Annotated in this window: 27 protein-coding genes and 4 pseudogenes; 9 read left to right on the top strand and 22 right to left on the bottom strand. The window is 53.8% G+C overall.

Annotated features, from left to right (window positions below):
- The first annotated feature begins 27 nt into the window (after positions 1 to 27).
- Complete coding sequence (locus OCY70_RS31820; RefSeq protein WP_213430420.1) at positions 28 to 1,296, top strand: stalk domain-containing protein; 1,269 nt, start codon at positions 28 to 30, stop codon at positions 1,294 to 1,296.
- 38 nt (positions 1,297 to 1,334) lie between these two features.
- Here OCY70_RS31820 and OCY70_RS31815 read toward each other — a convergent pair whose 3' ends face one another.
- The 5 genes and pseudogenes from OCY70_RS31815 to OCY70_RS31795 all read right to left on the bottom strand — a co-directional run bounded on the left by OCY70_RS31815 (position 1,335) and on the right by OCY70_RS31795 (position 5,091).
- Entirely contained in the window at positions 1,335 to 2,534 is a 1,200-nt protein-coding gene (locus tag OCY70_RS31815; RefSeq protein ID WP_213430424.1) for an MFS transporter, read from the bottom strand.
- Positions 2,534 to 3,061: a MarR family transcriptional regulator gene (locus OCY70_RS31810; protein WP_213430419.1), complete on the bottom strand. Its 528-nt coding sequence runs from the start codon at positions 3,059 to 3,061 to the stop codon at positions 2,534 to 2,536. The genes OCY70_RS31815 and OCY70_RS31810 overlap by 1 nt, the downstream gene beginning before the upstream one ends.
- 375 nt (positions 3,062 to 3,436) lie before the next feature.
- Positions 3,437 to 3,676 (bottom strand): hypothetical protein, encoded by a 240-nt coding sequence (locus OCY70_RS31805; RefSeq protein ID WP_249725523.1) that lies wholly within the window; start codon positions 3,674 to 3,676, stop codon positions 3,437 to 3,439.
- An 87-nt stretch (positions 3,677 to 3,763) separates the two neighbouring features.
- Entirely contained in the window at positions 3,764 to 4,171 is a 408-nt protein-coding gene (locus OCY70_RS31800) for a GNAT family N-acetyltransferase (protein ID WP_249725522.1), read from the bottom strand.
- 264 nt (positions 4,172 to 4,435) lie between these two features.
- Positions 4,436 to 5,091: pseudogene (locus OCY70_RS31795) on the bottom strand (response regulator transcription factor).
- A gap of 54 nt (positions 5,092 to 5,145) precedes the next feature.
- Between OCY70_RS31795 and OCY70_RS31790 the strand changes: the two are divergent.
- Both OCY70_RS31790 and OCY70_RS31785 read left to right on the top strand, forming a co-directional pair.
- On the top strand, positions 5,146 to 5,523 hold the full coding sequence (locus OCY70_RS31790; protein WP_261948885.1) for a CPBP family glutamic-type intramembrane protease: 378 nt from the start codon (positions 5,146 to 5,148) through the stop codon (positions 5,521 to 5,523).
- A complete protein-coding gene (locus OCY70_RS31785; RefSeq protein ID WP_261948884.1) occupies positions 5,520 to 5,846 on the top strand; it encodes a CPBP family intramembrane glutamic endopeptidase in 327 nt (108 codons plus the stop codon). Before OCY70_RS31790 ends, OCY70_RS31785 begins: the two co-directional genes overlap by 4 nt.
- Positions 5,847 to 5,974: 128 nt before the next feature.
- On the opposite strand, the gene OCY70_RS31780 is transcribed toward OCY70_RS31785, so the two are convergent.
- The 12 genes and pseudogenes from OCY70_RS31780 to OCY70_RS31725 all read right to left on the bottom strand — a co-directional run bounded on the left by OCY70_RS31780 (position 5,975) and on the right by OCY70_RS31725 (position 15,983).
- The gene (locus OCY70_RS31780) at positions 5,975 to 6,973 is read right to left on the bottom strand and encodes an ABC transporter ATP-binding protein (RefSeq protein ID WP_261948883.1); all 999 of its coding nucleotides are present in this window, start codon (positions 6,971 to 6,973) and stop codon (positions 5,975 to 5,977) included.
- Positions 6,970 to 7,992, bottom strand: coding sequence for an ABC transporter ATP-binding protein (locus tag OCY70_RS31775; protein ID WP_213430417.1), 1,023 nt, complete (start codon positions 7,990 to 7,992; stop codon positions 6,970 to 6,972). The genes OCY70_RS31780 and OCY70_RS31775 overlap by 4 nt, the downstream gene beginning before the upstream one ends.
- On the bottom strand, positions 7,959 to 8,945 hold the full coding sequence (locus tag OCY70_RS31770) for an ABC transporter permease (RefSeq protein ID WP_213430416.1): 987 nt from the start codon (positions 8,943 to 8,945) through the stop codon (positions 7,959 to 7,961). Before OCY70_RS31770 ends, OCY70_RS31775 begins: the two co-directional genes overlap by 34 nt.
- Positions 8,942 to 9,913: an ABC transporter permease gene (locus tag OCY70_RS31765; protein WP_261948882.1), complete on the bottom strand. Its 972-nt coding sequence runs from the start codon at positions 9,911 to 9,913 to the stop codon at positions 8,942 to 8,944. Before OCY70_RS31765 ends, OCY70_RS31770 begins: the two co-directional genes overlap by 4 nt.
- A 110-nt stretch (positions 9,914 to 10,023) precedes the next feature.
- Positions 10,024 to 11,721 carry an ABC transporter substrate-binding protein gene (locus OCY70_RS31760; RefSeq protein WP_213430423.1) on the bottom strand — a complete coding sequence of 566 codons (1,698 nt, stop codon included), beginning with the start codon at positions 11,719 to 11,721 and terminating at the stop codon, positions 10,024 to 10,026.
- 76 nt (positions 11,722 to 11,797) lie between these two features.
- Positions 11,798 to 12,094 (bottom strand): hypothetical protein, encoded by a 297-nt coding sequence (locus OCY70_RS31755; RefSeq protein WP_213430414.1) that lies wholly within the window; start codon positions 12,092 to 12,094, stop codon positions 11,798 to 11,800.
- 306 nt (positions 12,095 to 12,400) lie between these two features.
- Positions 12,401 to 13,180, bottom strand: a pseudogene (locus OCY70_RS31750) (amino acid ABC transporter ATP-binding protein).
- 9 nt (positions 13,181 to 13,189) lie between these two features.
- The gene (locus OCY70_RS31745; RefSeq protein WP_213430413.1) at positions 13,190 to 13,855 is read right to left on the bottom strand and encodes an amino acid ABC transporter permease; all 666 of its coding nucleotides are present in this window, start codon (positions 13,853 to 13,855) and stop codon (positions 13,190 to 13,192) included.
- Positions 13,856 to 13,869: 14 nt separating this feature from the next.
- Positions 13,870 to 14,433: pseudogene (locus OCY70_RS31740) on the bottom strand (transporter substrate-binding domain-containing protein); the annotation flags it as partial.
- A gap of 16 nt (positions 14,434 to 14,449) precedes the next feature.
- A protein-coding gene (locus tag OCY70_RS31735) for an IS5 family transposase (protein WP_261944570.1) occupies positions 14,450 to 15,213 on the bottom strand; the annotation gives its coding sequence in 2 pieces (ribosomal slippage) (positions 14,450 to 14,892 and positions 14,892 to 15,213; 765 coding nt in all).
- Positions 15,214 to 15,237: 24 nt separating this feature from the next.
- Complete coding sequence (locus tag OCY70_RS31730) at positions 15,238 to 15,534, bottom strand: transporter substrate-binding domain-containing protein (protein ID WP_306433990.1); 297 nt, start codon at positions 15,532 to 15,534, stop codon at positions 15,238 to 15,240.
- 317 nt (positions 15,535 to 15,851) lie between these two features.
- Positions 15,852 to 15,983: a hypothetical protein gene (locus tag OCY70_RS31725; RefSeq protein ID WP_261948881.1), complete on the bottom strand. Its 132-nt coding sequence runs from the start codon at positions 15,981 to 15,983 to the stop codon at positions 15,852 to 15,854.
- Positions 15,984 to 16,060: 77 nt separating this feature from the next.
- On the opposite strand from OCY70_RS31725, the gene OCY70_RS31720 reads away from it, so the two are divergent.
- Both OCY70_RS31720 and OCY70_RS31715 read left to right on the top strand, forming a co-directional pair.
- Positions 16,061 to 16,396 (top strand): hypothetical protein, encoded by a 336-nt coding sequence (locus OCY70_RS31720; protein WP_213431138.1) that lies wholly within the window; start codon positions 16,061 to 16,063, stop codon positions 16,394 to 16,396.
- Positions 16,353 to 17,063 (top strand): transglutaminase-like domain-containing protein, encoded by a 711-nt coding sequence (locus OCY70_RS31715; RefSeq protein ID WP_213431139.1) that lies wholly within the window; start codon positions 16,353 to 16,355, stop codon positions 17,061 to 17,063. Before OCY70_RS31720 ends, OCY70_RS31715 begins: the two co-directional genes overlap by 44 nt.
- A gap of 123 nt (positions 17,064 to 17,186) precedes the next feature.
- Here OCY70_RS31715 and OCY70_RS36630 read toward each other — a convergent pair.
- The 4 genes and pseudogenes from OCY70_RS36630 to OCY70_RS31695 form a co-directional block, all read right to left on the bottom strand.
- Positions 17,187 to 17,549: pseudogene (locus OCY70_RS36630) on the bottom strand (ATP-binding cassette domain-containing protein); the annotation flags it as partial.
- 470 nt (positions 17,550 to 18,019) lie between these two features.
- Positions 18,020 to 18,640 carry an ABC transporter transmembrane domain-containing protein gene (locus OCY70_RS31705; RefSeq protein WP_249725633.1) on the bottom strand — a complete coding sequence of 207 codons (621 nt, stop codon included), beginning with the start codon at positions 18,638 to 18,640 and terminating at the stop codon, positions 18,020 to 18,022.
- The gene (locus OCY70_RS31700) at positions 18,559 to 19,842 is read right to left on the bottom strand and encodes an ABC transporter ATP-binding protein (RefSeq protein WP_249725634.1); all 1,284 of its coding nucleotides are present in this window, start codon (positions 19,840 to 19,842) and stop codon (positions 18,559 to 18,561) included. Before OCY70_RS31700 ends, OCY70_RS31705 begins: the two co-directional genes overlap by 82 nt.
- On the bottom strand, positions 19,839 to 20,222 hold the full coding sequence (locus OCY70_RS31695; protein ID WP_213431140.1) for a hypothetical protein: 384 nt from the start codon (positions 20,220 to 20,222) through the stop codon (positions 19,839 to 19,841). The genes OCY70_RS31700 and OCY70_RS31695 overlap by 4 nt, the downstream gene beginning before the upstream one ends.
- Before the next feature lie 340 nt (positions 20,223 to 20,562).
- On the opposite strand from OCY70_RS31695, the gene OCY70_RS31690 reads away from it, so the two are divergent.
- Positions 20,563 to 21,294 (top strand): hypothetical protein, encoded by a 732-nt coding sequence (locus OCY70_RS31690; RefSeq protein ID WP_213431141.1) that lies wholly within the window; start codon positions 20,563 to 20,565, stop codon positions 21,292 to 21,294.
- 347 nt (positions 21,295 to 21,641) lie between these two features.
- On the opposite strand, the gene OCY70_RS31685 is transcribed toward OCY70_RS31690, so the two are convergent.
- Entirely contained in the window at positions 21,642 to 22,049 is a 408-nt protein-coding gene (locus OCY70_RS31685; protein WP_306433991.1) for a GNAT family N-acetyltransferase, read from the bottom strand.
- A gap of 1,082 nt (positions 22,050 to 23,131) precedes the next feature.
- On the opposite strand from OCY70_RS31685, the gene OCY70_RS31680 reads away from it, so the two are divergent.
- From OCY70_RS31680 to OCY70_RS31670, 3 genes are all read left to right on the top strand, one after another.
- Entirely contained in the window at positions 23,132 to 24,376 is a 1,245-nt protein-coding gene (locus OCY70_RS31680) for an IS110 family transposase (protein ID WP_261948880.1), read from the top strand.
- A gap of 605 nt (positions 24,377 to 24,981) precedes the next feature.
- A complete protein-coding gene (locus OCY70_RS31675; RefSeq protein WP_249724959.1) occupies positions 24,982 to 25,992 on the top strand; it encodes an ABC transporter ATP-binding protein in 1,011 nt (336 codons plus the stop codon).
- Positions 25,967 to 26,956, top strand: a complete 990-nt coding sequence (locus tag OCY70_RS31670; RefSeq protein WP_213427940.1) for an ABC transporter ATP-binding protein — start codon at positions 25,967 to 25,969, stop codon at positions 26,954 to 26,956. Before OCY70_RS31675 ends, OCY70_RS31670 begins: the two co-directional genes overlap by 26 nt.
- Positions 26,957 to 26,980: the final 24 nt, after the last annotated feature.

Genomic DNA, 26,980 nt, shown 5'->3' with positions numbered 1-26,980 from the left:
GATGCGCGACAGAAAGAGGGTAGTTCGATGAAAAAGAGGCGTTATATCTATTCTATGTTGGCGGCGCTATGTATAGCAGCGATGCTGTTCCCGCAGCAAGCCGCGCAGGCCGCCGGAGAGCCGAAGCAGGCCGAAGGCACGAAGATTGTGCTGGACGGTGATCCGCTCGAATTCTCGGCGAAGCCGATGATTATACAAGGAACGACCATGGTTCCGTTCCGCGGCATTGCGGAAGCGCTGGGCATCGAGGTGAAATGGGATCCGAAGACCAAGACCGTCGCTGCGAAGCAGACGACGGCGGATGGGGAGAAGTCCGTGCTGCTGCAGTTGAACCAGAAGACAGCGAAGGTGGACGGGCAAGCTGTCGCGCTGTCCATGGCGCCGTTAGCCAAAGCGGGGACGACGTATATTCCGCTCAGCTTCTTCGGCAAGCAGTTCGGGGCGAAGGTGTCCTGGAATGCCGCAGCGAAGACGGTGTCCATTCAATCGCCGCCGAAGAAAATGTACAGCATGACCTACTATGCCATTGCTTCCTTCAAGGAGCGCCATCTCCTGACGAAGTTCGATGCGGCGGCATTCGGCTGGGCGCGGCTGCAGGAGGATAGCACGATTACGACCAGCGGCAAAGACTTCTATTGGCCGGAGCCGGCGGGAGAGATTACGCCGGAATCGATCGTGGACGGAGCGAAGCAGGACGGGACGAGCCCTTACCTAATGGTCTTCGCCTCGGATCGCAAGAACGAGCTTACCAATATGCTGGAGGATGAAGCGCTCGCGGCCAAGGCAAGGGAAGATATTATCGAGTTGGCCCAGGAAAAGGGCTTCTCCGGCATAGCGCTTGATTTTGAAGGATTGGGACTGTCCGGCGACATCGCTAAGGCGAAGCAGGACTACAACCGCTTCGTTGCTCAGCTTGCCAAGCAAGCCGAAGCCGCCGATCTGAAGGTGACGCTCGTGCTCCATCCGCTGAACGGCGCATATCAAGGCTACGATTATAAGGCGCTCGCCTCCGAAGCGGACGATATCATTATTATGGCGTATGCGTATGAGGATGAAAAAGCCCCGGAACCGCTGCATAAAGTGGACGAGGCGATTCAGCTCGCGCTGAAGGAAGTGCCGCGGCATAAGCTGATCCTCGGCTTGTCGATGGGCAGCGAGAACAGCAAGTCCGTCTCTTCGGTGATCGGGCTTGCCAAGCGGCACAATCTGAAAGGCACGGCCATCTGGAGACTGGGACTCATCGGGGAAGACGCGATGGCGCAGGTCGAGAAGAGCATCATGCCGTTGAAGCAGTAACCGGAAGCAGCCGACCGCGAAGGTCGGCTTTTTTCCGTCTATTTTTCAACACGCAATGAATCGGCCGATCGCAGCCGCCCCAGCACCAACCAGGCAACCGCTGCGACCAAGATCCCGAACAGGGCGAAGACGGCGGAGCCGCTGAGCCCGGCGAGCAGCCATCCGCCTGCGATCGGTCCCGCCGCCATGCCGACATAGCGAATGAAGTTGAACAGCCCCAATGCGCTGCCTCGCTGCGATTCGAACTCATTGCTGATCATCGTGGCGAACAAGGGCGTCAGCACGCCGCCGGATATCCCGTACAGGACCAAGGCGGCAGACAAGCCGATCAAGGAGACGGACTCGGTCGCCGCGAACAGCAGCATGCTGGCGGCAGCCAGGACACTGCCCCCGGCCGCCAGCGCGCGGTGTGGCAGCTTCGCCTGGATCGATTTAAATATCATCGTCCCCGCAATATTGCTCAGCGCCATCGGCAAATAAAGCAGACCGACGATTTGCAGGCTGACCTGATAGTGATCGGTCAAGAGCGCGGGCAGGTAGACAAGGATTTCAAAGTAAATGAAGAAATAGAGAAAAGCGAGCGCGAAAATCCCCTTCGTTAATTTATTTTTCATAATACCGGCGTATTGAGCAAATAGGTCGCGCAGGCGAACCGTCTTCCCATCTGCCCCCTTGTCTCGCGGAAAATAGACTCCGTTCGCGGCCAACAGGAGGATAGACACGCCTGCCAGGAACCAGAAAATACCGGGGTAGCTGTACCGCTCCCCGATCCATCCGCCCAGCACCGGCGCGGCCGCAGGCGCGACCGACAGCAGCATCTGATACGTCCCCATTGCGCTGCCGCGCTGACTGCCCTGGAACAAGCGGCCGATGGTCGTGGCCGCGATAAGCGGAATCGCAGCCGTTCCGAAGGCTTGCAGCGCCCTGCATATGAGGAATACGGCAAAATCATCCGTAACCGCGCAGCCGATACTGGCCGCTATCGTAAGCACCAGGCCGGGAATCAACACAATTCGCGTTCCCTTCACGTCAATGACAGAGCCGATCACGATCTGCAATACCGCTACGATAAAGATAAATAAGGAGACGGACAGATTGACCATGGAAAGAGAAACGCCGAAGGAATCCCGCAGCAGGGGAAGGATGGGCGAATACATATTTTGCATCAGCGAGGCAAAGAAGGTGCTGATACATATCAAATAGAGCAAAAATGCGGAGCGGGCTTCCTTGCCTGCCATCATGCTTCCCCCTCCCCCGCCGCTTGAGAGGAGCGAATGCGAAGCTCTCCCGCTTCCAAGGACGCGATCCCGTCCATCAGCACGCGCTTCAAGAAGCTCAATTGCTCCCCGTCGTACCGGTCGAGAAAACGAACGAACAATTGCTGCGCTCTTCCATGGAGCTGCTCATGCAGCAGAAAAGCCTTCTTTCCCGCCGCCGTCAGGCGAAAATAAATTTCTTTCTTGTTGTCGCTGAGCTGCGTCTTGCGAATCCAGTCTTCCTTCAGCAATTTGCTGCAAATTTTCGAGATATTTCCTTTGCTGATGGACATCTTCTCCGCAATGGCCGTCACATTGATCGGCTCATTCTGACCGATACAGGAGATGACATGGATCTCCGTGAGATTGAGCGAAGCGCCTCCGGACAACGAATGCTGGATTTCGGCCAGGAGCGCCTCGCTTTCCAACTGTTCTTGCAGCTCCTGCTGGTGCAGGAATTTCATGTAGAGCTCGTGAATTTGCATTTTTACCACTTCGGTATTGTCCATGTTGCTTACACCACCCATTACTTTGTTTCATATGAAACAATATTCCCGAAATAAAAGACCTGATCAGATAGAAAGCGATCTTATTATTGTTTCCAAGGAAACTATAATGGCATCGTACTCCTTTTTCAGCAGATCGTCAACCCCCTGGATCAAAAAAAGAACACGCCCCACTATACAGCGGACAGCGTGTCCTTATTTCTCGGATAATGCGGCGAAGCGCATATCTCTGCCGTCCCGGTTCATCCGAAAATTTGGGCCGCGATCCCGTACAAAGGTGCCGTTTTGCTCCGGCACATCCCGCCCATGAAGGAACATGACAGGAGGCCGGGTTGCCCGTTCGAATCCGCATTCTTGCAAGAAAGGCAAAAGAGCGTGCTACTCGTCCGGCACATCGATGCGGAGCTTGCCGTCATGCTTGGCCGCCAGATGATGGACGAGACAGGCCGCAGCTTCGGGATTCGGCGCAATAATGGGACCGAGAACCAAATGGACCGGTCCGGCCACGGCTAGGCCATATCCTGTAATCTGCTTCGCTTTATCCCGCAGCACAACGCATTGCTTCGCTTGCCGGATTCGCGAGTGGAGAAAAGTATGGCGCTCTGCGCCTACTGCCATTCGATCAAGCCTATGAACTTGGTCCAGGCACACCTCATCGAATGGCTCGATCTCGTATTGTTCCGCTTCATGGACAGGGAGCTCCGCTCAATAACGATCGGCCACCATTTTATGCACGCATGTCATGGCACCGAACCCTAGCTTCTCATAGAGCGGCTCGCCTTCCTTCGTTGCAATCAGCATGACGGCGGCTTGTTCGCTAACCTTGCCCATACAAGCCTGAACCGCTGCTTTGCCCAGACCTCGCCCCCGATACGCCGGATGAACAATGAACATGCCAATGGAAGCCAGCTTGTCCCCATAAGAGAGCACAGCCGAGCTGGATACGAGGCTTCCCTGCTCCGTCTTGTGGCCGAACACCCGCCCCGCCGACAGGATCGTCACGAGCTCGGGCTCGTCATAGTTCCAGCCGACAGAATCGGATAGAGCGATCAGACCCGGAATATCCTCCTCATACAGTTCGAGCAATCGAACTTCGGTACCGCACGTAGACACACGCCCTCATCCTTTCCGAAAAAATTGCCGCTTACCCTGTTATCGGGCATCATGCACGCACCTTCCTATCCCGACCGAGGCAGCGTTACCGTCCTTCGAATCGGCGGAATCTTTTTCTCATAATGATTCGCGGGCCGGAGACAGTCCAGCTTCCCCTGATTCAGCATCCACAGGAACCCGCCACACACAGCGCGGTTGCAAGGAGGCTGAACCCGATCACCCAACAAAAATAAACGATAAACTGGCGCTTGAACGGATAGATTTTCATTGGCTGTCCTTCCACTTGTACCCGATGCCCCATATCGTTTCGATCCAGCGGGAGCCGGGTTCGGCCGCCGCCATTTTTTCGCGCGGATATTTTTCACATGCTCAGTTACCGTCGCATCGTCGCCGACCGCATCCAGTCCCCATACCTGCTCATAAATATGCTCGCGCGCGAAGACTTGGCCCGGATTCATCGCAAGCAGCTCCACAATGGCGAACTCTCGGCTCGTGAGCGCCAGCGCCTTCCCATGACAACTCAGCTCATGCCCCCGGATATTGACGGTAAAAGAGCCGTACCTCAGCAAGCCGCGGTCCTTGCGCTGCGAACTGCGGCGTTCCCGGCGAAGATGCGCCTCAATGCGCGCCATCAGCTCCCGCAAGCTGAACGGCTTCACGAGATAATCATCGCCTCCTGCCGCCAAGCCGTAGATCCGATCCGCCTCGCTCACCCTGGCGCTAACGAAGACGATCGGACACGCTACCGCATCCCGCACCTGCTTGCAAAATTGAAATCCGTCCGTTCCCGGCATCATAACGTCCAGCACAATAAAGTCCGGCGTCTGCCTGCGGATCATCCGCTCCGCTTGCTCCGCGCTGTATGCCGTCATCACCGTATAGCCCGCATCCTCCAGCGCATCCTGCACGAACACGGTCATTTCCTCTTCGTCATCGTGCTCGGCCTGACGCTCGCCGCCAATCTGAGCGGCAGGATGGAGCTGATCGGCATCAGTCAAGCGACGCCGCTGATTGCCGTGCTGCTCCTGCTTCTGCTCCGGCCCGGGCGGAAGGACACGCTGCGAGGAACAGGCATAACGAGACTCGGGAAGCCGCGCTGGTACATCGTCGCCCTGCTCGCCGGCCTGCCTGTGGCCGCGGGCTTCGCCGCCGCCTGGGCGCTCGGCTATGTTGCTTTGCCGGCGGCGCAGGAGCTGGGGGGCGGAATGACGGCAGCCGCCTATGTTCATCGCGTGACCCTGAACCTGTTCAAGCCGAATCTGTTTATTTTGATGACGCTGCTGTTCGCCTTCGGCGAGGAGATCGGCTGGCGCGGCTATTTGCAACCGAAGCTGACCGAACGCTGGGCGTGAGAAAAGCGATTCTGATCACGGCCGCCGTCTGGGCCGTATTCCATTATCCGTTCTCCTTGAACGGGGATAATGACGACGGCATGCCGCTCATCACGATCGCGCTGTTCACGGCCATGATTTTTCCGCTGTCGATCGTCATGGGATGGGTTCGCTACGCAAGCGGCAGTATATGGCCCGCCGTCCTGATTCATACCGTCATTAACCACAGCCGCTACTGGCTCGAGGTCCTGTTCTATCACAAGCAGAGCGGCTTGACCTATATTGCCGGAGAATCCGGCGCCGTCACGCTGCTGATCTGGTGCCTCGCCGCCCTCTTCATATAGAGGGCCCTGCCCGGGGCGCAAAAATAAATAATGCCTCTTTCCCGCCGCAAGGAAATAGAGATTCGCTTGCGGCAAAAAAGAAGCATTGCTGGCAAACCCGCTTCGGGCTTGCTCATACCCGCGCTCCCCTAGACCATCGCAGCCGACTGCGCATAATCCAGCGGGAAATGACAGGCTACTTCCCTGCCCGGCATAACCTCCCGAAGCTCGGGCGGGATGTCCCGGCACTTGGCCTGCGCGTAAGGGCAGCGCGGGTGGAAGCGGCAGCCGGATGGCGGATTGGCCGGCGACGGCACATCGCCCTGCAGCACGATTCGCTCTGCCTTCCGGTGCGGCGTCGGCCTGGGGATGGCGGAGAGAAGCGCTGCCGTATACGGGTGCAGCGGATTGGCGAACAGCTCCTCCGTGCAGGCCACCTCGACCAGCTTGCCCAAATACATGACCCCGATGCGATCGGAGATGTGCCGTACCACATTGAGGCCATGCGCGATAAAGAGGAACGTCAGGCCCAGCTCCTGCTGCAGCTTCATTAACAAGTTCAGCACCTGCGACTGAACTGACACATCCAGCGCCGAGACGGCTTCATCCGCTACGATGAATCGGGGATGGAGCGCGATCGCTCTGGCGATGCCGATCCGCTGGCGCTGTCCGCCGGAGAATTCATGCGGATACCGGTTGCGTCTGGAGGCATCGAGGCCGACCAGTTCCATCAATTCAACGACACGTCTGTCGATCTCCTTGGCAGATGCCTTCTGATGAACACGCAGCGGCTCTCCGATAATATCCCGGATAGGAAAACGGGGATTCAAGGAGCCGAACGGATCTTGAAAGATAATCTGCATCTCCTGCCGCATCCGCCGCAGCTGCTGTGAAGTCATCTGCTGCACCTGCTTGCCGTCAAAATACACCTCGCCGCCGCTCGGCTTCTGCAGTTGGAGAATCGCGCGGCCCAGCGTCGATTTGCCGCAGCCCGATTCGCCACCGAGTCCGAACGTTTCCCCCTTGTAAATGTGGAACGTAACATCATCTACCGCCTTCACGTGGCCGGCGACCCGATTGAACAACCCGGTCTTGATCGGGAAATACTTTTTCAGGTGGCGAATATCTATTAGCGGATCTCGTGTCATGCGCGGTTCACCTCAGACTTTCCGTCATCTGTGCCTGCCGTCCTTCCGGAGTCATATATCCAGCAAGCCACTTGATGATCTGGCCGGAATTCGCCAAGAGAAGGCTCGCTTTGCCGGCACTTCTCCTCCGCCCTCGCGCACCTCGGGTGGAAGCGGCAGCCCGCAGGCAGATGATGAATGCTCGGAATCGTCCCCGGAATCGTATATAACGACCCGCCTCTCTCGCCCTCCAAGCCCGGAATCGACCGCAACAGCCCGATCGTATACGGATGGGAAGGGTGATCGAAGATTTCCTCTACGCTGCCTTCCTCGACGATCTTGCCGGCATACATGACCGCAACCCGATCCGCCATTTCCGCAGCGACGCCCATATCATGCGTAATGAGCACGATCGCCATCCCCAGCTCACCCTGCAGTCGCCGCAGCAGATCAAGGATCTGGGCCTGGACGGTAACGTCCAGCGCAGTTGTCGGCTCATCGGCAATAAGCAGCTCGGGCTTGCACACGAGAGCCATGGCGATGACGACACGCTGCCGCATGCCGCCTGACATCTCATGCGGATATTGCTTGGCCCGGATCTCGGGATCGGGGATACCGACCATACGCAGCATATCGACGGCCTGCTTCCAGGCCTCGGCCCGGCTTAGCCGCTGATGGAGCTGCAAGCTCTCGGCGATCTGATCCCCGATCGTGAACACGGGATTGAGCGCCGACATCGGATCTTGGAAGATCATCGCAATCCGATTGCCGCGAATTCGGATCATCTCTTTCTGGGCCTTCGATGTCAGTTCTTCGCCAGTGAAGCTGATGCTGCCTTCAAAGAGAGCGCCCCCTGCATAATCAATCAACCGCATAATGGAAAGTGACGCCACGCTCTTGCCGCTGCCGGATTCGCCCACAATGCAGAGAGTCTTGCCTTTCTCCACGCTAAGTGAAATCCGGTCGGTCGCTTTGGCGATGCCTTGCTCCGTCACAAAGCCCGCCGTCAGATTTTGGACTTCAAGAAGCTTTCCTGCCATTTCCGCAGCCTCCTCCGTGGAATTTTGACCTTCTTGCGCGGGTCGAACGCATCCCGGATACCGTCTCCGATAAAGTTCACCGCCAACACGACAATAAAGATGCACAGCCCCGGATACAGCGTTTGCAGCGGATCGACCAGCATGAACTGCTGAGCGTTGCTGAGCATCAGCCCCCAGCTTGGAGCCGGAGCCTGAACGCCCAATCCGAGATAGGACAGCGCCGATTCGGACAGGATGGCGCCGCCTACCATCAAGGTCGCGTTCACGATAATCGGAGCCGTTGAATTCCGCAGCAAATGCCGGCCGATGATGCCCCAACTGGATACGCCAATCGCCTTCGCGGCTTCCACGTACTGCATCTCTCTCAACTGGAGGAAGTTCCCCCTGACGAGACGGGCCAAGCCCATCCAACTGGTAGCCCCAAGAATGAGAATCATATAGCTAAACTTGGAGCCGAATATGGACAAAACCAGGATATTCAAAAACAAGGTCGGCACGGAGTTCATCACATCGACCAGCCGCATGAAGAACGTGTCGATCCAGCCGCCGAAATAGCCGGAAATCGAACCGATCGTGCTCCCGATAACGACAGAAATCACAGCGACGGAGAAGCCGACCAACATCGATACTTGACTGCTGTATACGAGCCGGGACAGAATATCTCGTCCCAATTCGTCGGTTCCGAAAAGATGGCCGGGGCTTCCCGCCGGCAAATTCGCGTTAAGGAAATCGATCGCGGCCGGATCGTATGGAGCGATAAAGCGGGCGAAGAACGCGATAACGATAAAAAAACAGAGAACCACTAAACCGCCTACCGCAAACGGATTGCTCATAAACTTCTTCCAGGCTATCCTCCACGGCTTATCGTTCGCATCCGGCGCCGGCAGATGTGGCTTGAATTCGGCATCCGGCCCTTGCTCCGGCTGAAGCCCCTGCAGATTGATCCCACTCATGCTGACGCCCCCCCTTTACGTCCCAACTGCACGCGCGGATCAACAACAGCATACAGGATGTCCGCTATCAAGTTCCCTAACACGACAATGACCGCCGTAATTAAGGTGATGGCCATCAACACCGAGTATTCCCGGGCCAAGGCCATCTCGACGAACAATCGTCCCATGCCCGGCCAATTGAATACGCTTTCCGTAATCGCGGCCCCTCCGACAAGGATCGGCAGATCCAGGCCGAGGATCGTAATAATAGGTATCATCGCATTGCGCAGCGCATGACGGAAAATCACTCTTCTCTCCTTCATTCCCTTGGCTCGCGCCGTACGGATGAAGTCTTGCTCCAACACTTCCAGCATGCTGGAGCGCGAATACTTTACATAGGAAGCAAGGAAGCCAAGCGTGAGCACCGAGACCGGCAGCACAAGATGCAGGAAGAGATCCCCGAGCTCCCCTTCCTTCCCCATCGAATACATATCGGATAAGGGAAGCAGATCCAATTTCAACGCGAAGAGCTCCTGCAAAATGATCCCGAACCAAAAGGTGGGCATCGCGAACCCGATATACGAAATCAGGGAAGCGGTCTGATCCGACAACCCATATTCGGAGGTGCTGTTATAAATGCCCCACGGTATCGCGATCAGCATCGCAAACAGCCAGGCCGCGCTCATCAGAATGACCGTATTTTTCACCGTGGGCCACAGGATATCGCCTACCGGCAAATTGTTCTTGAACGTATGGCCCATGTCGCCCTGCAGCAAGCCGCCAATCCACTTCATGTATTGGATATGGATCGGCTTATCGAGCCCAAGATTCTGCGCTTGAATCTTGCCGGCCTCCTGAGACAATCCCGGCGACAGAAAAATTTGCGTCGGGCCGCCCGGCGCCGAATGGATAAGCCCAAAGGTAACGATGGAAACGAGAAACAGCACCAAAAGGGATTGCAGTATCCGGCGGATCAGAAACTCCGTCATCAATAATCCTCCTAGACCATAAAGTGCGTGCCGAAAAACGAGCAACCTCATAAAGGGGAAGGGGCAAGCCCCCCTCCCCTCTTGAAGCATGTTCTGATGCGTTGGTTGCGTTACTCTACCCACCAGTTGATGATGCGGAACATATAACCGTAGGCAAGCAAAGGCTCCGGTCTGTCTTCTTCCGCAAATTTGACCTTAGGGCCCAAGCCTTGCGGCGTGCCGTACTGGTACAAGAATACATAAGGAAGATCCGTGGTGATTTCTTTGCCGATCTCTTCGTATACTTTTTTCCGTTCGTTCTGATCGACGACGGAATACCCCTTTACCCACAGTTCATCCAGCTTCTCGTTCTTGTACCAGCCCCCGTTTTGATTCGGCGGGAAGAATTTCGATGAGAAAATGCTTTCCGAGTTCGGGTCCGGATCGGTCAAGGACCATGCCGCCAATACGGCCTGATATTTCCCTGGAATCACGTTCTGTTCTTGCCATGCGGAAAAGTCGATTCCCCTTGGCTGCACTTCAATCCCGACGTCCTTCAAGTTCTGTTGGATAACGGCGGCGACTTGCTCGCGGCGGCTGTTCCCCGTATTGTATTGAAGCTCGAAGGAGAAGCGCTGCCCGTTCTTTTGCAAAATGCCATCAGCGCCCGGTACCCATCCGTCTTCCGCCAGCAGCTTCTTCGCTTTTTCCAGATCATAGTCATACTTGACCGCTGCTTCTCCCGGGTCTGCCCAGGAGCCTGGCAGGAACGGCGAATTCATCAATTGGCCGGTGCCCTTCAGGATGTTGTCAACCATGCCTTGACGGTTGAGCGCATGCGCGATCGCCTGTCTCGTCTTCTGGCCGGTGAAGAAGCTCTCATTGTTGGGGAAGTTCATGCCGTTGAAATTGAAGCCAAGGTATTCATACATTGGCCCCGGGGCGAGTATGACGCGGAGATTTTCCCGTTTCTGCACCGCAACGAGCTGCGTGACCGGAATCGCAGAGATGGAGTCGATATCGCCTTTGATGAGCGCTTGCACTTCGGTATTTTGGTCCGCATAAATTTTGTAGATGACTTTAGCGATATGCGGCTTCTTGGCCCCCCAATAATTCGGGTCGGCTTCGAAGCTCAAATACTGCTTCTGCTTCCATTCCGTCCATTTCCATGGGCCGTTCGTTACGGTCTTGGCAGGGTCGGAGCCAAAAATATGCTGCTTCAGTTCCTTGACGGGAACATCCTTCAAAATATGTTGGGGCACGAGTTCCATTTTTAGAGAGTAAAGGAAGGGAGCATAGATTTGCCCGAGCTTGATTTCTACGGTGTGGGTATCGATTTTGGTGATGGTGTCGACATGTTCGAATTGACTGATGCCTGGGGAACCGGTATCCGGGTTGCGCATCGTATTAATCGTGTAGATCAGATCATCCGCCGTAACCGGCTGGCTGTCGCTCCATTTCGCTTCGGGCTTCAGCTTGATCGTATAGGTCTTCGAGTCTTCGCTAATCTGGGGAAGCTCGGCGGCTAGGGACCAGGGCTCTACCACAATGTTGGCTTGCCGATCAAGATCGTACAGTCTGGCAAACATCAAGTTGACGGCATCTCCTGAAGCAGTGTCGCTCGCAAATAACGGGTTGGCCGTCACGATGTCCGAGAAGGTGCTTAGCGTGAGCGTTCCGCCATCCTTTGGCGTTTGCGCCGTATTTTCATTTGCCGGTTCCGTCTTGGCTGTGTCGGACGGTTTTGGTTCTTCCTTGGGCGGATTCGTCGATGAAGGTGAACCACTGCACGCTGAGACCAGCGTTCCCATAAGCACCACAAGCAGCATGAATGAAAACCACTTCTTTTTTACCACGTAATTCCCCTCTCTCAAATTCGAATTTTATGTGAAGGATATATTTTCCTCACATTGTACCACTAACCCCTTGACAGCGGGTAGTAAAATAATAGAAAAAAATTCGTGCTCTTGCAGTTTTTATGAGATAAAGCTCGTATTTTACAGAACGGGGCCAAAACATACCGATCCGCAGGCATGAAACGGGACGGACTTCCGGGCTCATTTTGCGCTTGCCTTCCGGGAGACGGCGGCATACGATCAGGAAGATGACGGGCCACCCGTCTGCAAAGTGCAGCATACTTGAAAAAATAACGGCAACGGAGCGTGAACGCCCCTCATGATGACAACGCGGCATCTTGAACATATTTTGCCATCCTATGTCAAGGATTCAATCCTGTCCTATAACCCCATCGACAATATCTACGAGGACGAATACCGGTATATTGCCATCGTCCAGACCGCGAAGCACGGCCAGCTTGTCTTAAAATGCTATAGCGATTCGTTATGCTGTATAACATTATCCGGCCGTTCCGCTGGATAAAGTAAACAATACGCTGCAGGCGGCGCAGGCCGGCGCAGGGCAGGAAGTGAACGAGCGCCTGCGCTGGATGCGCCGCGAGTTGACGCGAGAGGATATATTGGACTATTTGGAGTCGTAGCGGCTCGCCCTTCATATCGCCCGGGAAGCGGCGGACGGGACATCCTTCATCCAATGGAGCCGACGGAGAAATTGCCGCGTCCGCTCCTGGGTTGGCCGGTCGAACAGTTGATCCGGCGGGCCCTCCTCGATGACAACTCCTTAATCCAGGAAAAGAACCCGGTCGGCCATGGATCGCGCGAACTGCATCTCATGGGTGACGATGACCATCGTCATCCCTTCCCGCTTCAGCTCGGCCATCACGTTCAACACTTCGCCCGCGATCTCGGGATCAAGCGCCGACGTGGGCTCATCGAACAGCATCACATCCGGTTCTAACGCCAATGCTCTCGCGATGCCGACACGCTGCTGCTGCCCGCCCGACAACTGGTACGGGTACGCCTCCGCCTTGTCGGCCAATCCGACCTTCTCCAGCAGCTTGAGCGCGTTGGCCTGCGCTTCCGCCTTCGCCCGCCCCCGTACCGTCACCGGACCTTCCATCACATTGCGCAGCGCGGTCATATGCGGGAACAAATGATGCGCCTGGAACACCATCCCGGTATGCAGGCGCAGCTTGCTTACCGCTCCCGCTTCAACCCTTGTCCCCTCCCGGAAATGGAGCTCGGCGCCGCCGATGCCAACCGAACCGCTCGTCGGCTGCTCCAGCAGATTCAAGCAGCGAAGCAGCGTCGACTTGCCGGAGCCCGAAGGGCCGATGATAACGACCGTCTCTCCTTTGTTCACATGCAGACTGATCCCTTTCAAGATCGCCGCATCTCCGATATGTTTGCGCACATCTCTTATATCTATCATGACCTGCTCCTATCGAACGGCGTAGCGTTCAATATATTTCTCCGTCTTCGCCTGCAGGGCGGACAAAATCGTGCTGAACAATAAATAAAGGAGCGCCACTTCGCAATAGATGAGCATATGCTCGTAGGTGGCCGCCGCAATCTGCTGCGCGCGCTGGAACATCTCCGTCACCGTAATGGTCGCGGCCAGCGAGGTATCCTTCACCAGGCTGATGAACGAGTTCGACAGCGGCGGCACCGACACCCTGGCCGCTTGCGGCAGTATAATCCGGCGCAAAATCTGCCTGCGCGTCATGCTGAGCGATTCCGCCGCTTCCCACTGTCCCTGCGGGATCGACTGAATGGCGGCCCGCAGCACTTCCGAGTTGTAGGCCCCAACGCTCAGCGAGAACCCGATCACCGCGGCCGGGAAAGCTCCGATTGTAATGCCGACGCTGGGCAGACCGTAGAAAATAATAAATAATTGCACGAGCAGGGGCGTCCCCCGAATAATCCAGACATAGAAGCGGGCGGCCCACACGAGCGGCCGAATATTCGACAAGCGGGCCAAGGCCGTCAATAAAGCGAGCGCCAGACCCAGCGCGAACGAGATCAGCGTAAGCGGAATCGCGAACAACAACCCCGATTTAAGCAAGGGCCATAGCGAATCGATAAAGATCTGTATGTTTTTATCCATAAGCAACCACCCGGTTATTTCGAAATATCGGCATTAAAATATTTTTGAGAAATGTTCAAATACGTGCCGTCGGCCTTCATGTCCGCCAAGGCCTTATTCACCGCATCGACCAGATCCGGATTCCCTTTGCGCAGCAGAATGCCGCTGCGGGACGCGTTCGCATGCTCCGCCACGACCTTCACCTTGGCGTCGGGACGGTGCTTTTTGAAATCGAGGAAGGAGAGGCCGTCGTTCACCGTGACATCAATGCGCTTCGATACAAGCAATTCGATCGCCTGGTTGAAGCTGTCTGTCTGCACGATGTCAGCGCCGTTCTCTCTCGCCAGCCCGGTCAGGTTGGAAGTGAGCGTTTGTCCGGCTTTTTTGCCTTGAATATCCGCAAAAGCCTTCACATTCTGATTATCTTCATGCACGATCAGCACGGCCTTCGACACGCTGTACGGATCGGAAAAGTCATACTTCTGCTTGCGATCCTCGTTGATGGCCACCTGGTTCACGACGATGTCGAACCGCTTCGCGTCCAGCCCGGCGAACATTCCGTCCCACTTCGCTTCGGTGAATTCCGGCGTCACCCCTAGGGCGTGTATGCAAACCTTAAGCCAACCAGATCATGGAAGAGGCCAGCTTTAAGAAGGCAACAAAAGTACAGGCCAATTTATCGTACCGAGTTGCCAGCCGACGATTATGTTTGAGTTTGTTGAACAGGCATTCGACCAGATGACGCTCTTTATACAACCACCAGTCGGTTGTACGTTGGATCGTGCGATTCTTCTTACTGGGAATGACGGAATGGGCCAGTTTCTCTTCCAAAAGCGCAATGATTTTATCGGTATCGTATCCGCGATCCGCCAAAACATGTTTACCTTGTATGTCTTGGGTTTGCAGGATCTCATAACCCGTTACACAATCATTGATGTTGCCTGCGGTTACTTCGAAGCGTAGCGGATTGCCAAGGCCGTCTACAACGGCATGAATCTTGCTGGTTAATCCTCCGCGTGATCGTCCGATGGCTTGGAATTGCTGCCCCCTTTTGCCCCCGCGCCGTGTTGGTGAACACGAACGATGGAAGCATCGAGCATAACACTTTCGTCATCGGGATTGGCAGCCAGAACGTCTAGCATTCGATCAAAGATGCCTGCTTTCTCCCAGCGGCGGAAACGACTGTAGACACTGCTCCAGGAGCCATAATGCTCTGGCAAGTCTCGCCAAGGCGCACCAGAACGAATCACCCAAAGCATGGCATTGAACATTTTTCGGTTATCGATTGCCGGACGTCCACCCTGTGGTTTCCGTTCCGGTGGCAAGAGGTCTTTGAGTCGTTCCCATTGGTCATCTCGTATCTCATATCGTCTTCTCATAGGATAAGTTTACCAGATATTTGGCTATTTCGATAGTTTGCGTACACGCCCTAGCCGCTTCGCGACCTCTTCTGCGATCTCGACGTCGAACCCGGTCAGCTTGCCGCTGTCATCATGGAACGTGAATGGCGGGTACGTCCCCTCGGTGCCGATGCGCAGCTTCCCGCTCGCCTTGATCTCTTCCAACAAGCCGCCCGCTTCGGCCGATGCGGCCGTCCCTTGTCCGGACTCCGGCTTCGCGCCCTCGCTCTGGCTGCCGCAAGCCGCCAGCATCATGGCCGCAAGGGCAAGCAACAGAAATGTTACCGTTCTTTTCTTCATTGCGCACAACCCCCTGAACGTGAAATATCATTCGATGCAATCTTATGAATCCGATGATTGTTCCGATGATATCACGGTTCTTTGGGGGATACAATATTTTTTCGCATAATTCCTATCTATTAACTATGTTTTGTGATGGAATCGCCCCATTCCGGGCTGGACAGCCCTTCATCACGCGCCAATGGCTGCGTGTCTCCGTCTTCCGTTCCGCTTGCCAATTCGGGATGGCGTGGCATGCGATGAGAGAGTCAACGGTCAGCGGGCCAATGATATTGAGCGGGAGGCATGACATTGCCATGATACGAACGCCATACGACTTAATCCTCTTCTCGTGCGAGGATCATATTTCTTTTCTGACCAAAAAGATCGATGCCAGGGATCATATCCATCACTATATTCAAGTAACCGTTGGGCTTGAACATGATTTCGATATCACGATCGCCAATCAACCCTTGCGCGCCTCCGGGGTAATTCTTCCCTCGAATACAAGACATAAGCTGTATGGGGCGAAGAATGGCAATGGTATTTGCTGGTCAATCCGGAATCGCTTTTCGGCGAGATGCTGAAGCGGGCCTTTATACACAGGAACAATGCTTATGTTCTCGATCCGCACACGGTCAATCAATTGCGGTCTGTCGCCGCCGACTCCTTGCTTGCATCTGCTTGTCCCGAAGCGTATATGAAGGCGTTCGGCCGAACCAGGGAAGCGCTGGGGCTGCAAGCTTCCGGAATTGATCATGCGCTGGATGATCGGATTGTGAACGTGCTAAGCTGCATCGAGCAGTCCCCCTTGCATCGCTTGACCGTCAAGCGGCTCAGTGAATGCGTTTATTTATCGGAAAGCTGCGACGAGCCTCGTTGATTACAACCATCCATCTATTCGCAAGCTGGTGGAAGAACGCCAATGGGACCAACTCGCCGACTACGACAAAATTCGGGCAATCTATGATTTTGTTCGAAACGAGATTCCTTTCGGCTACAATCGGAGCGACGATATTCCCGCTTCCGAAGTGCTGCGGGACGGCTGCGGGCAATGCAATACAAAAAGCATTCTTCTCATGGCCCTCCTGCGCAAAGTCGGCATTCCCTGCCGCATTCACGGATTTTACATCGATAAGCGCATGCAAAAAGGGGCGTTAACCGGATTGGTTTACTTTTTTGCGCCGCAAAAGATCGTTCATGCCTGGACCGAGGTGTATTACGATAAAAAGTGGCTGGCTCTTGAGGGAGTTATTATCGACGATCCGTATTTGAGCCGGGTCAAGGATAGGCTGTGCAGTTCGGATGGAGGGTTTATCGGATACGGGGTAGCCGTCAAGAACCGGGAGCGGATCAACCTCTGCTGGCGCGGGGACAGCACATATATTCAGAGCTTTTCCATTACGGAAGATTTGGGGTATTACGACCATCCGGATGAGTTCTTTTCCGCTTACAACAATACGAAGAGTCCCCTCAAAAAGATGCTGCTGAATCTGCTGCGCAAACGGGTGAACAGACAGGTGGATTCCATCCGCAACGGAACGCGGTAGCAGACCATGCCGGGCAAGCGGGTTGTCCCATTGCTGCGGTATAGTATCGACGACGAACAAAGGGCCTGCCCGGTAAGAAGAATTCGGTTCTCCCCCCGCGGCAGGCCTCCCCGTCGCTTCGGTTCAGGCTGGCCGATGGCGTCCGCCGATCTTCCAGCCCCCGATTTTCTGCTGCTCCTGCCACAACCGCTGATACAGCCCGCCCTGCGCCAGCAGCTCGTCATGCGTGCCCGTCTCGGCGATCCGCCCCTGATCCACGACGATGATCGAATCGGCCCCGCGTATCGTCTTCAGGCGATGGGCGATGACGAGCACCGTCTTGCGCTGCGTCAGCTTGCCGATGGCACGCTGCAGATGCATCTCGTTCTCCGGATCGAGCGAGGCCGTCGCTTCGTCGAGAATAATGATGGGCGCATCCTTCAGCATCGCCCGGGCGATCGCGATCCGCTGTTTCTCGCCGCCCGACAGCATGGCCCCGCCCGCGCCGGAAGGACCGGCCAGCGCGACGAGGCTGCATTCCGGAATCGTCAAATCAATGCCTCTCAGCACCTCGTTCTCCCCGTGACCGAACCTCACATGATCGAACTGGATATCGTAAGACTCCGGGCGCTGCGGCTGTTCCGGCTCGGGCAGCGGCTTCTCGGCGAAAATGGACTGAATGCGCTCGCCTGCGGAGTCCATATACCGCATCTGCGTCAATGACGCGCCCGCGCGCAGCGGCTGATAGAACTTCATGCTGATGACGAGGAAAATGAGCAGCATCGGCGCATCGATGCGCCCGCCTTCAAGCAAGTAGCAGCCGACAAGCAGCAGCAGGATGAAGCCCAATTCCAGCACGATGGAGAACAGCATCACGACCGGCGACGTCATCGCTTCGACGCGGATGCTCTCGTCCCGCAGACGGGCCATCGCCCGGTCCAAGCGCGCGAACCGCTGGCCTGTCTGGTTATGCGCCTTCAGCAGGCGAATCGTCTGCACATATTCGAGCAGGCGCGAATTGACCGCGGCGCCGCTCCTTGCCGCTGCTTGCTGCGCTTCGCCATCACGCGCTGGGACCAGGACAGGAGCGGCATTGCCAGCGGCACGGATACGAGCACGGCCAGCGCCAACCGCCAATCGACGGCCAGCAGGAACAAGGCGCTTACGATCGGCAGCGTTACCGCCCCGATGAACTGATTGAACAAATGCGTCAACATCATTTCCGCTTCATCGACGTTCGCCAGGAGCGTATGACTGATATCCTCCTGATCGTTGCGGGCAAAAAAGCCCATCGGCAGCTTGCGCAAATGCTCGCCAAGACGCAGCCGCACCTCTTTCATGGTCGAGGCTCCCCTGCTCTGCGCCTCGATCTGTCCCAGGCTGCCGAATACCGCCTGGATCGCGAACAGCACGAGCAGAATCGCTGCCCACCAGACGATCTGCTCCACGGTCGGCGCGGCTTGGAACAGCGAGGCCAGGATGAAGAACAGCAGCCCCATCGGAGCGGCGTTCGCGATCATTTCGATAATGGTATAGAGGGTAGCCCGCGTGAACAATGCCCCGGATCGCCCTGTAATCCTGCGTACCGTGTCAAACATAAGCTCCCTCCTGTCCCCCCCTCCAATGACCACGCCTCCGCTTCCCGGTGCGCCTTCCACAATCCGGCGTATAACGGGCAGTCCCGAAGCAGCTCGGCATGCGTCCCCTGCCCGGCGACGGCGCCGTCCTCCAACACAACGATGCAATCCGCGTCCGTAATCGAAGATAGCCGATGGGCGATGACGATCACCGTTCGATCCTGCAGCAGCCGGCTTAGCGCTTCCTGGATTTTCGCTTCATTTTCCGCATCGGCGAAGGCGAAGGCTTCATCCAGAATGAGCACGGGCGCATCCTTCAATATCGCGCGCCCAATCGCAATGCGCTGCCGCTCACCGCGGCTCAAATGAACGCCGCCTTCTCCGATCACCGTGTCGTATCCGTCCGGGAGCGCCGCGATAAATTCATGCGCCTGCGCGGCTTCCGCGGCGCGAATCAGATCGCGCTTATCCGCATCGGCTCTGCCCATCCGCAGATTGGCGGCCACCGTATCGCTCACCACCGGGACGTCCTGGAACACGAAGGAGATCATGTCCATCAGCTGCGCCTGCGGGATGGAGCGAATATCGGCGCCCCCGATCTGAATCGAGCCGTCCGTCACCTCGTAGAAGCGGGCGATGAGCTGTGCGGCGGTTGACTTGCCCGCGCCGGAAGGCCCGACGAGCGCCGTCACCTTCCCGTGCTCGGCCACCAAGTCAATGCCTCTCAGCACCTCGCGTTCTTCATAGCCGAAGCGAACTTGCCGGAACTCGATATCGAACCGTTCGGGCGCGGGCACCGCAACCACCCCTGCTTCGGACTGCTCCTTTTCCTCCAGAAGCTGTTGGATTCGTCTTACGCCCTCCATATTAGTCTGCATCATATGCCCGAGCGTGGAAATCTGGCGCAGTGGAGCGGTTAGTCCGACACCAAGCAGCAGGAACAGCACCAGGACGGAAAGCGTGATCATCTGCTGTCCGTACATCCAGACGCCCATCGGCATAATGAACAGCAGGCCCGACTCCAGCAGGAGGAGGAATAACGTATATAATGGCGTCTTTTGGCGCGCGATCTGCGACCACAGGGCCGCATAGCTCTCCACCGAATGGCGGTAACGGGCGAACGAATGCACCGTCTGATTGAACGATTTGATGACCGGCATCGCATGAATGAACTCCACCATCGCCCCGTTCATTGCTTCGGACAGATCATGCATGCGCTTCATATCGGTCGAGCGCTTCCCTCGATGTCTTTGCCCGCAATCCGCTGGCTTAGATTCGGGAAGTTCCGTTCGATCGTATCTACTCCTTGCGCGGCAATCGGATACGCATCGAGCACGGCCATATAATCGACGAACGCGATATACGGCGTCGCAATCTTCATCGGCTTGGCCTCAATCACCGTCTCGCCCGCCAAATGGGCCACGGTTCTCAGGAATGATGCCGCTGAACCCCTATCCTCCGCTCCAGGCTGCTGCGTTTCCTTCGCAGCCTGTTGTACCGCCGGCTCCTGAACGGCCCCCTCCTGTGAAGTGCTTTTACCGCAACCGGCAACCACCCACATCATGGCGCAAAGTAGAACCGCAAAACGTGCTATATTCCGCATCCTTCCCATTCCCCTTTTCTTCATCTCTATCGTTCGACAATGAGAACCATTATCAATAAAAACATCGTACTACTTCACCCCGCCCGGCTTCCACACCACCAGCACACGGAATGGAAATAGCGGTTGTACGGATCGAGTTTGATTAAAAGTAATGAAAAGAAGGAAATTATTAAAAGTAGAGGAATATTAGATATAGGTACTACGAGGCAACACAGGGAGAGAAGGGGATGTGCCTTATCCATTTAACTGATAGCGAGGTGATATAATGCAACGCCTGCCCTTTCTTGCTTTGCTCCTTATCTCTATCATTTTAGTGGCTAGCTGCAATCGGGCTCCGAGGATGGAAGAAGAACATGTCGCGAAGGATAAATTCATATTATCCTATCAAAATCAATTTCAGTATGTGATCGAAGAGGAGCAGCTTACCTCCCCCTTTGATCCTTACCATAGTTTTCATGGGGTAAGCCCCTTCTTGAGGAAGGAATGGGCTTCTTTAGATATCCAATCGACCCGGGCGGCAGGGAAACAGTTTTATTTTTCATATGATGAAAAACATAATCAACTAATTCCCATCGATAAAGAGCGATTTCATTCGTTGTCAAAAGAGAAAATGAACGAACTGTATCGGCTTTCATTATATCTGATCATCGAAGATAACAGCGGGCAAACCTATGCTACAGAAGCGCGGCTGATTGGTTCCTTTGAGTGGTCGCGCCCGTTGCCTGACACGTTGAACCACCTGCCCTATGCTTTTTTAGGAGCCTATGGCAGACTTGCCTATTTAGAAGATTACGCATCGTTTCAAGGCAATATCGAACCAATGCTTTTCTTTGGAGGAAAAGGGTTCGGTTGGCAAGGAGATTCCAGCGGACCTGTTCCCCTCTATGGAACATTCAGCATGATTGCATACCAGACTAGGGAGGCAACGATATCCAAAGAACAGTTTGTATATGTCGTACCCTTTCACAGGGATAACCATTCTGCCTATCAAGTAGCCCATGAAGATAACTATATCAAAGTTTATCAGCATAGGGATACTCCGCTTGACAATCTGTATGTGCGGTTTCCGTAATTTCTTACCCTGTCACATGATTCAGCCATCGTCCCCAGCATTGACAAAAAGCCATTTTCGAGAAGTCTTCTCCTCGAAATGGCTTTCTTTCGTCTATTTCCGATTACGATAGATTTCTCCGGCATGAAATCGCGATATTTGATTGCGTTTCGGCAAGGCATTCCCATGGGAACACATCTCCGCTTGAATAATCTCTCTTGGCGACTTCGGGAACATACGGATATCCTTGTCTTTGCATTTCCTATAACAACGTCGTTTTCCCCGCGCCAGGACCGCCGGTGATAATGACAAAATCATTCCTCAAAAATGTACACTCTGTCATGTTTCCACTCCCCCCATCAACCCGCTTACATCTCTTTTTGCAGAAGAAGCTCATTATCCTGTACATAGCCGCAGCGTTCATATGTTTTAATGGCGGCGGCGTTGTCACTGCCTGTTAATATCTTTATATTCTTTACCCCACAGGCTGCCAGCATTTCCTCGAGTAATGAAATCATCGAGGCGGCCAGTCCCTGTCTTCGGACCGAAGGTTCCACATACATTTCCGTAATCTCCCCTTGCGCTTCCCGGTAACAAAACGATTCAAAACGTTGCGCGCAGGCAAAACCTGCGACTTTCCCGTTCATGGTCGCAACCGCAATGAATTCATCGCTTCTGTTCATGCTCTCGATAATCTCTGATACGGGCCGAAGTTCCCCGCCATTAAAGGCTTGATTCAATCTGGAGAGCGCCTCCGCATCGTCAATCGTGGCCAATCGTACTGCCGACGCCATTATTCCGGTTCCTCCTATGGTAGACATTTTAATCCAGTTTCGTTGGATTTATTGTGATGAAGGTTCAATTCCTCAAAAAATATAATGTGCTTGGAACATAGTGTACTACATTCTTTAAACCCCTTGTATTTTTTCTGTCAAGGCCCAAAAAAATAACCTGTCAAATGACAGGTTATTTTTCATTCGAACTTCAGCCCCAAATAAATGAGCACTTTCATGGCTGGCATCGTCTAATAATTATGATTTGACTCGACTAAAACTATTATCCTTTACGTTTCCCTCCACAATTGCAAGACTTTGTTTTTACACTACGACTTTTACGGGAAGTGTTATTTCTAACTCTGCAGTGCTCACAGAGATCCCAGTGATCACCATACCAACAAGCTCTACGACATCTGTTATGACATCTATGGCGCGGGGAATTATATTGCTTAATTAAGCGTCGTGCTTTTGCCATTTGAATTCACCTCCTCCATACCTTATAAGATGCTGAAGGACGATGAATCGCTTGGACATGTTATGAAAATAGAGTATGTATCATAATGCTAATATGCATGAAATCTCTATCCAGCAATAGAAGTTGAATCTGTCTCCAGCAACCGCTATGTTGATAATATGTGGATGTATTGTGGACAGACTGTGGATAAAAAACAGCAGCATAAGACCTCCTCGTATAGTATTTCCTGAAGGCAGTTTTGAGTCTTTTTCCAGTCCTTTATAGAAACATAGAATGCCTTCAAAATTTCCAGCTTGCACATTGAAAATTAATATGGGGACTGGACTTTCCGGAATGTCTCTGGACAATGGAACTTAGGGTTCCATTCGGGGAAATTCGTCTCCCTCCTGTAGTCCAATCTACTTTTTAAGTCTGTTTCTCCGGTACTCGCTTGCACTTCTTACCCGCTGGCTGTTCCCTTCGGCAACTCATGCCCGACTGTAGCAGCGTCGGGGCAGCTCGTGAACCGAAGCGTGTTCTCATATGCGAGGGTGATTGATCGGCGAGTGCGCCGGAGACAGTCCGGAGAGTCCGTTCCCTGAATCCCTTATAGAAAGGAGGAATTCTCTTGAAGCTTTTTGTCGGTATTGACGTCAGTTCCGAAGAACTGGAAGCCTGTTTGATGAAATCGGATGGCGACACCCTGGAGACCTTCAAGACCACCAACAATCTGCACGGCGCTTCTTACTTGCGGGATCGCATCATTTCTGCTGCGGTCAAGACAGCCTGCTCTGAGGTTCATATCGGGCTTGAAGCCACATCCGTCTACAGTTGGCATCCAGCCATGTACTTGCATGAGGATGAGGCCCTTCAACAATTGAATGCCAAGGTGTTCACCATTAATCCGAAGCTGATTAACAAATTCAAAGACGCTTATGCCGACCTGGACAAAACCGATCGCATCGATGCCTGGATCATTGCAGACCGCCTGCGTTTTGGCAGACTCACGACGACTATCGTGATGCAGGAACAGTACATCGCCTTGCAGCGGCTCACTCGCATGCGATTCCATCTCGTACACAACCTTACCCGCGAGAAGCAATACTTTTTGCAAAATCTGTTCTACAAGTGCAATGCTTTTCGCGCGGAGGTGGACAGTTCCGTGTTCGGCCATGCCATCATGGAAATGCTCTCGGAAAAGTATAGTCTGGATGAGATGGCGAATATGGATGTCGCCCGTTTGGCTGACTATCTCAAGGACAAGGGGAGAAATCGTTTCCCCGATCCCGAACACGTCGCCCTCTGTATTCAAAAGGCGGCTCGGGCCTCGTACCGTCTCTCGAAGGTTGTCGAGGATTCCATTGATTTGGTGCTGGGCACCTCAATTCAGTCGATCCGGAGCATCCAGAGTCAGCTTAAAGAGCTCGACAAGGCGATTGAGCGCATTTTAGACGGCATTTCCAGCAGCCAGTGCCTCCGTTCCATTCCGGGCATTGATCGGGTCTATGCCGCAGGCATCCTGGCCGAGATCGGCGACATCGACCGCTTCACGGATCAAGCCGCCTTGGCCAAGTATGCGGGTCTGACGTGGCGCAAGCACCAATCCGGCTCCTTCGAGGCGGAAGATACAAAGCGCATTCGTTCCGGCAACCGATTCCTTCGCTACTACCTTGTTGAAGCTGCCAACTCGGTAAAAAACCGCGACCCGGAATTCGGGGAGTACTACCGGAAGAAATTCAATGAAGTCCCTAAGCATCAACACAAACGTGCCCTCGTCTTAACGGCAAGAAAACTTGTGCGTCTGGTCGATGTGCTGCTACGCAACGACCAACTCTATACGCCCAGAAGGAAGGTGAAGCCGACAGAGCAATAATGCCTTGGCTCATGAATTTTCTTCTCTAATTCCCAGTTAAATTATGGTATTTTACTTAATTTTCGACTGGGTCTAGTTTGGTGATGCCTTTTTTGGGATTGATCCTGCTGCACGCAAAGGTAATTTTCCAATTCTCATCAATCAGGGACTTGACATCATACCGCTGGACTTTATTTTTATTTAACTTGAAAATATCCAAAAATAAAGATTGTCAACCTTTCAGAAAAATGCAATAATTACTGTTAATCATATCATTACAAGTTAAAACCAGAATACTTCGGCCGACTTCAACGTACCCCAAAGAATATGAGATCATTCTCCAGCCAACGGCTGGAATATCGCCTTGGGTAGAACTTCCTTGTCTGCTAAGGCGCTCCCGCGTATTCTTCATGATTCACTCCCTTCAACCTTCGATTCGTAGCGCTGACTTTAGATAATGATCCATCATCTGTAATTTTGATTGGATTGGATTACGATCTGTGCTCTGTAAAATATATTCCTTCATGATTACTCGGACCGTTCTTATTAGTCAAGATTGCCAATTGCTCATTTCAACTGCATAGTCGTGCATGTCATTGATCACCTGTTCAAGAGGAGGAGAATGCTTGGAATCTCCAATTATTGAAGTGAAGAAGTTAAGTGTAAGCTTCCACACGGATGACGGCGTCGTTCCCGTTGTCGATTCGGTTAGTTTTCATATTGATCCCGGCGAGATTTTGGGGATTGTCGGCGAGTCCGGATGCGGAAAGAGTGTAACGTCCTTATCGATTATGGGACTTATCCCTGCAAGAACGGGAAAAGTTAGCGGAGATATCGAGTTTAAAGGAGAAACGCTCCCCATATTATCGGAAGCGAAGATGCGGAAAATCCGCGGCAATAAAATTGCGATGATCTTTCAGGAACCCATGACCAGCCTGAACCCTTTATTTACGATTGGGGAGCAATTAACCGAATCGCTACGAATTCATAAAAAAGGAGTTAAAAAACGAGCGAAGGCCCGAGCGATAGAAATCATGAAGCAGGTAGGACTCGGAAGAGCAGAGGCCTTAATGAATGAATATCCTCATCAACTTTCTGGCGGCATGAGGCAGAGGGTCATGATTGCCATGGCCATGATGTGCGAACCCGAACTGCTTATCGCAGATGAACCGACTACCGCGTTGGATGTGACGATTCAAGGCCAAATCCTTGAGCTGATGAAGAAATTAAATCAAGACACAAAGACGGCGATTATGATGATTACGCACGATTTAGGCGTTGTGGCGGAAATGTGCCAACGAATGGTCGTTATGTATGCCGGCAAGATTGTGGAAGAAGGCGATGTGAGAACGATTTTTCAACATCCAAAGCATCCCTACACCATCGGTCTCATCCAATCGGTTCCGGACGTGCGAGAGAAAAAGGAAAGACTCTATTCCATACCGGGGCAGGTTCCAAAGCCGGTTTCTCAACGACAAGGATGTTCCTTTGCGCCGCGTTGCGCGCAGGCAATGGAACGATGTGTGAGTGAAGAGCCCCCATTACAGAGCTTCGATAATGGACAAAAGGTGAGTTGTTGGTTATACGAAGGCGGGAAAGGAGCAGACATCCATGACTCAGCCATTAGTTCAAGCTGAAAACTTGAAAATGCATTTTCCGATAAAAAAGGGGCCGCTGGGGAAAACCGCAGGCGCGGTGAAAGCCGTGGACGGCATATCCTTTCACATCAACAAAGGGGAAACTCTCGGGCTTGTCGGCGAGAGCGGCTGCGGGAAGTCCACAACGGGGAGAATGCTGCTCAGACTTCTTGAACCGAGCGAAGGACGCATTTATTTCGAAGGACAGGATATTACCAAGCTGTCTGGCAATGAACTGAGGAAGATGCGCCGTAACATGCAAATGGTCTTTCAGGATCCCTTTGCCTCATTAAACCCTCGCCACACGATCGGAAAAATCCTTGAGGAACCGCTCATTGTCCATGGCGTAAAGGACAAGTCGGAACGAAAACGAAAAGTTAACGAATTATTGGACGCCGTTGGCCTAAACAGCTACCATGCTTCCCGTTACCCCCACCAGTTCAGCGGTGGACAACGGCAGCGAATCGGCATCGCAAGGGCACTCGCTATTCACCCGAACCTGATTATCGCCGATGAGCCTGTATCCGCTCTGGACGTGTCGATCCAGTCGCAAGTATTGAATCTTCTTATGGATCTGCAACAAGAATATGAGCTCACCTATCTGTTCATCGCACATGACTTAGGCGTTGTTCGCCATATCAGCGATCGGGTAGGCGTTATGTACTTGGGTCAGCTGGTCGAACTCTCGGATTCGGAAGATTTATACGACAAGCCGCTTCACCCCTACTCACAAGCGTTATTATCTGCCGTTCCCATCGCGGATGTTACCTGCCGGAGGGACAGGATTATTCTGGAGGGCGATGTCCCAAGTCCGGTTAACCCGCCCACGGGGTGCCCTTTTCATACCCGATGTCCGAAGGCATTTGAACCGTGTTCGGCGACCCGGCCACAACTAAGTGAAATGGAATCAGGTCATTACGTGGCTTGTCATTTATACGAGCAAGTCGGCGTAGACATAAATTGAAATCGATTCCACTAATGGGGGGAT

Origin of the sequence: Paenibacillus melissococcoides, assembly GCA_944800085.1 — a bacterium.
Classification (GTDB): domain Bacteria; phylum Bacillota; class Bacilli; order Paenibacillales; family Paenibacillaceae; genus Paenibacillus_B; species Paenibacillus_B melissococcoides.
The sequence above is the reverse complement of the archived record's forward strand: the minus strand, read 5'-3'. Positions and strand labels throughout refer to the sequence as shown.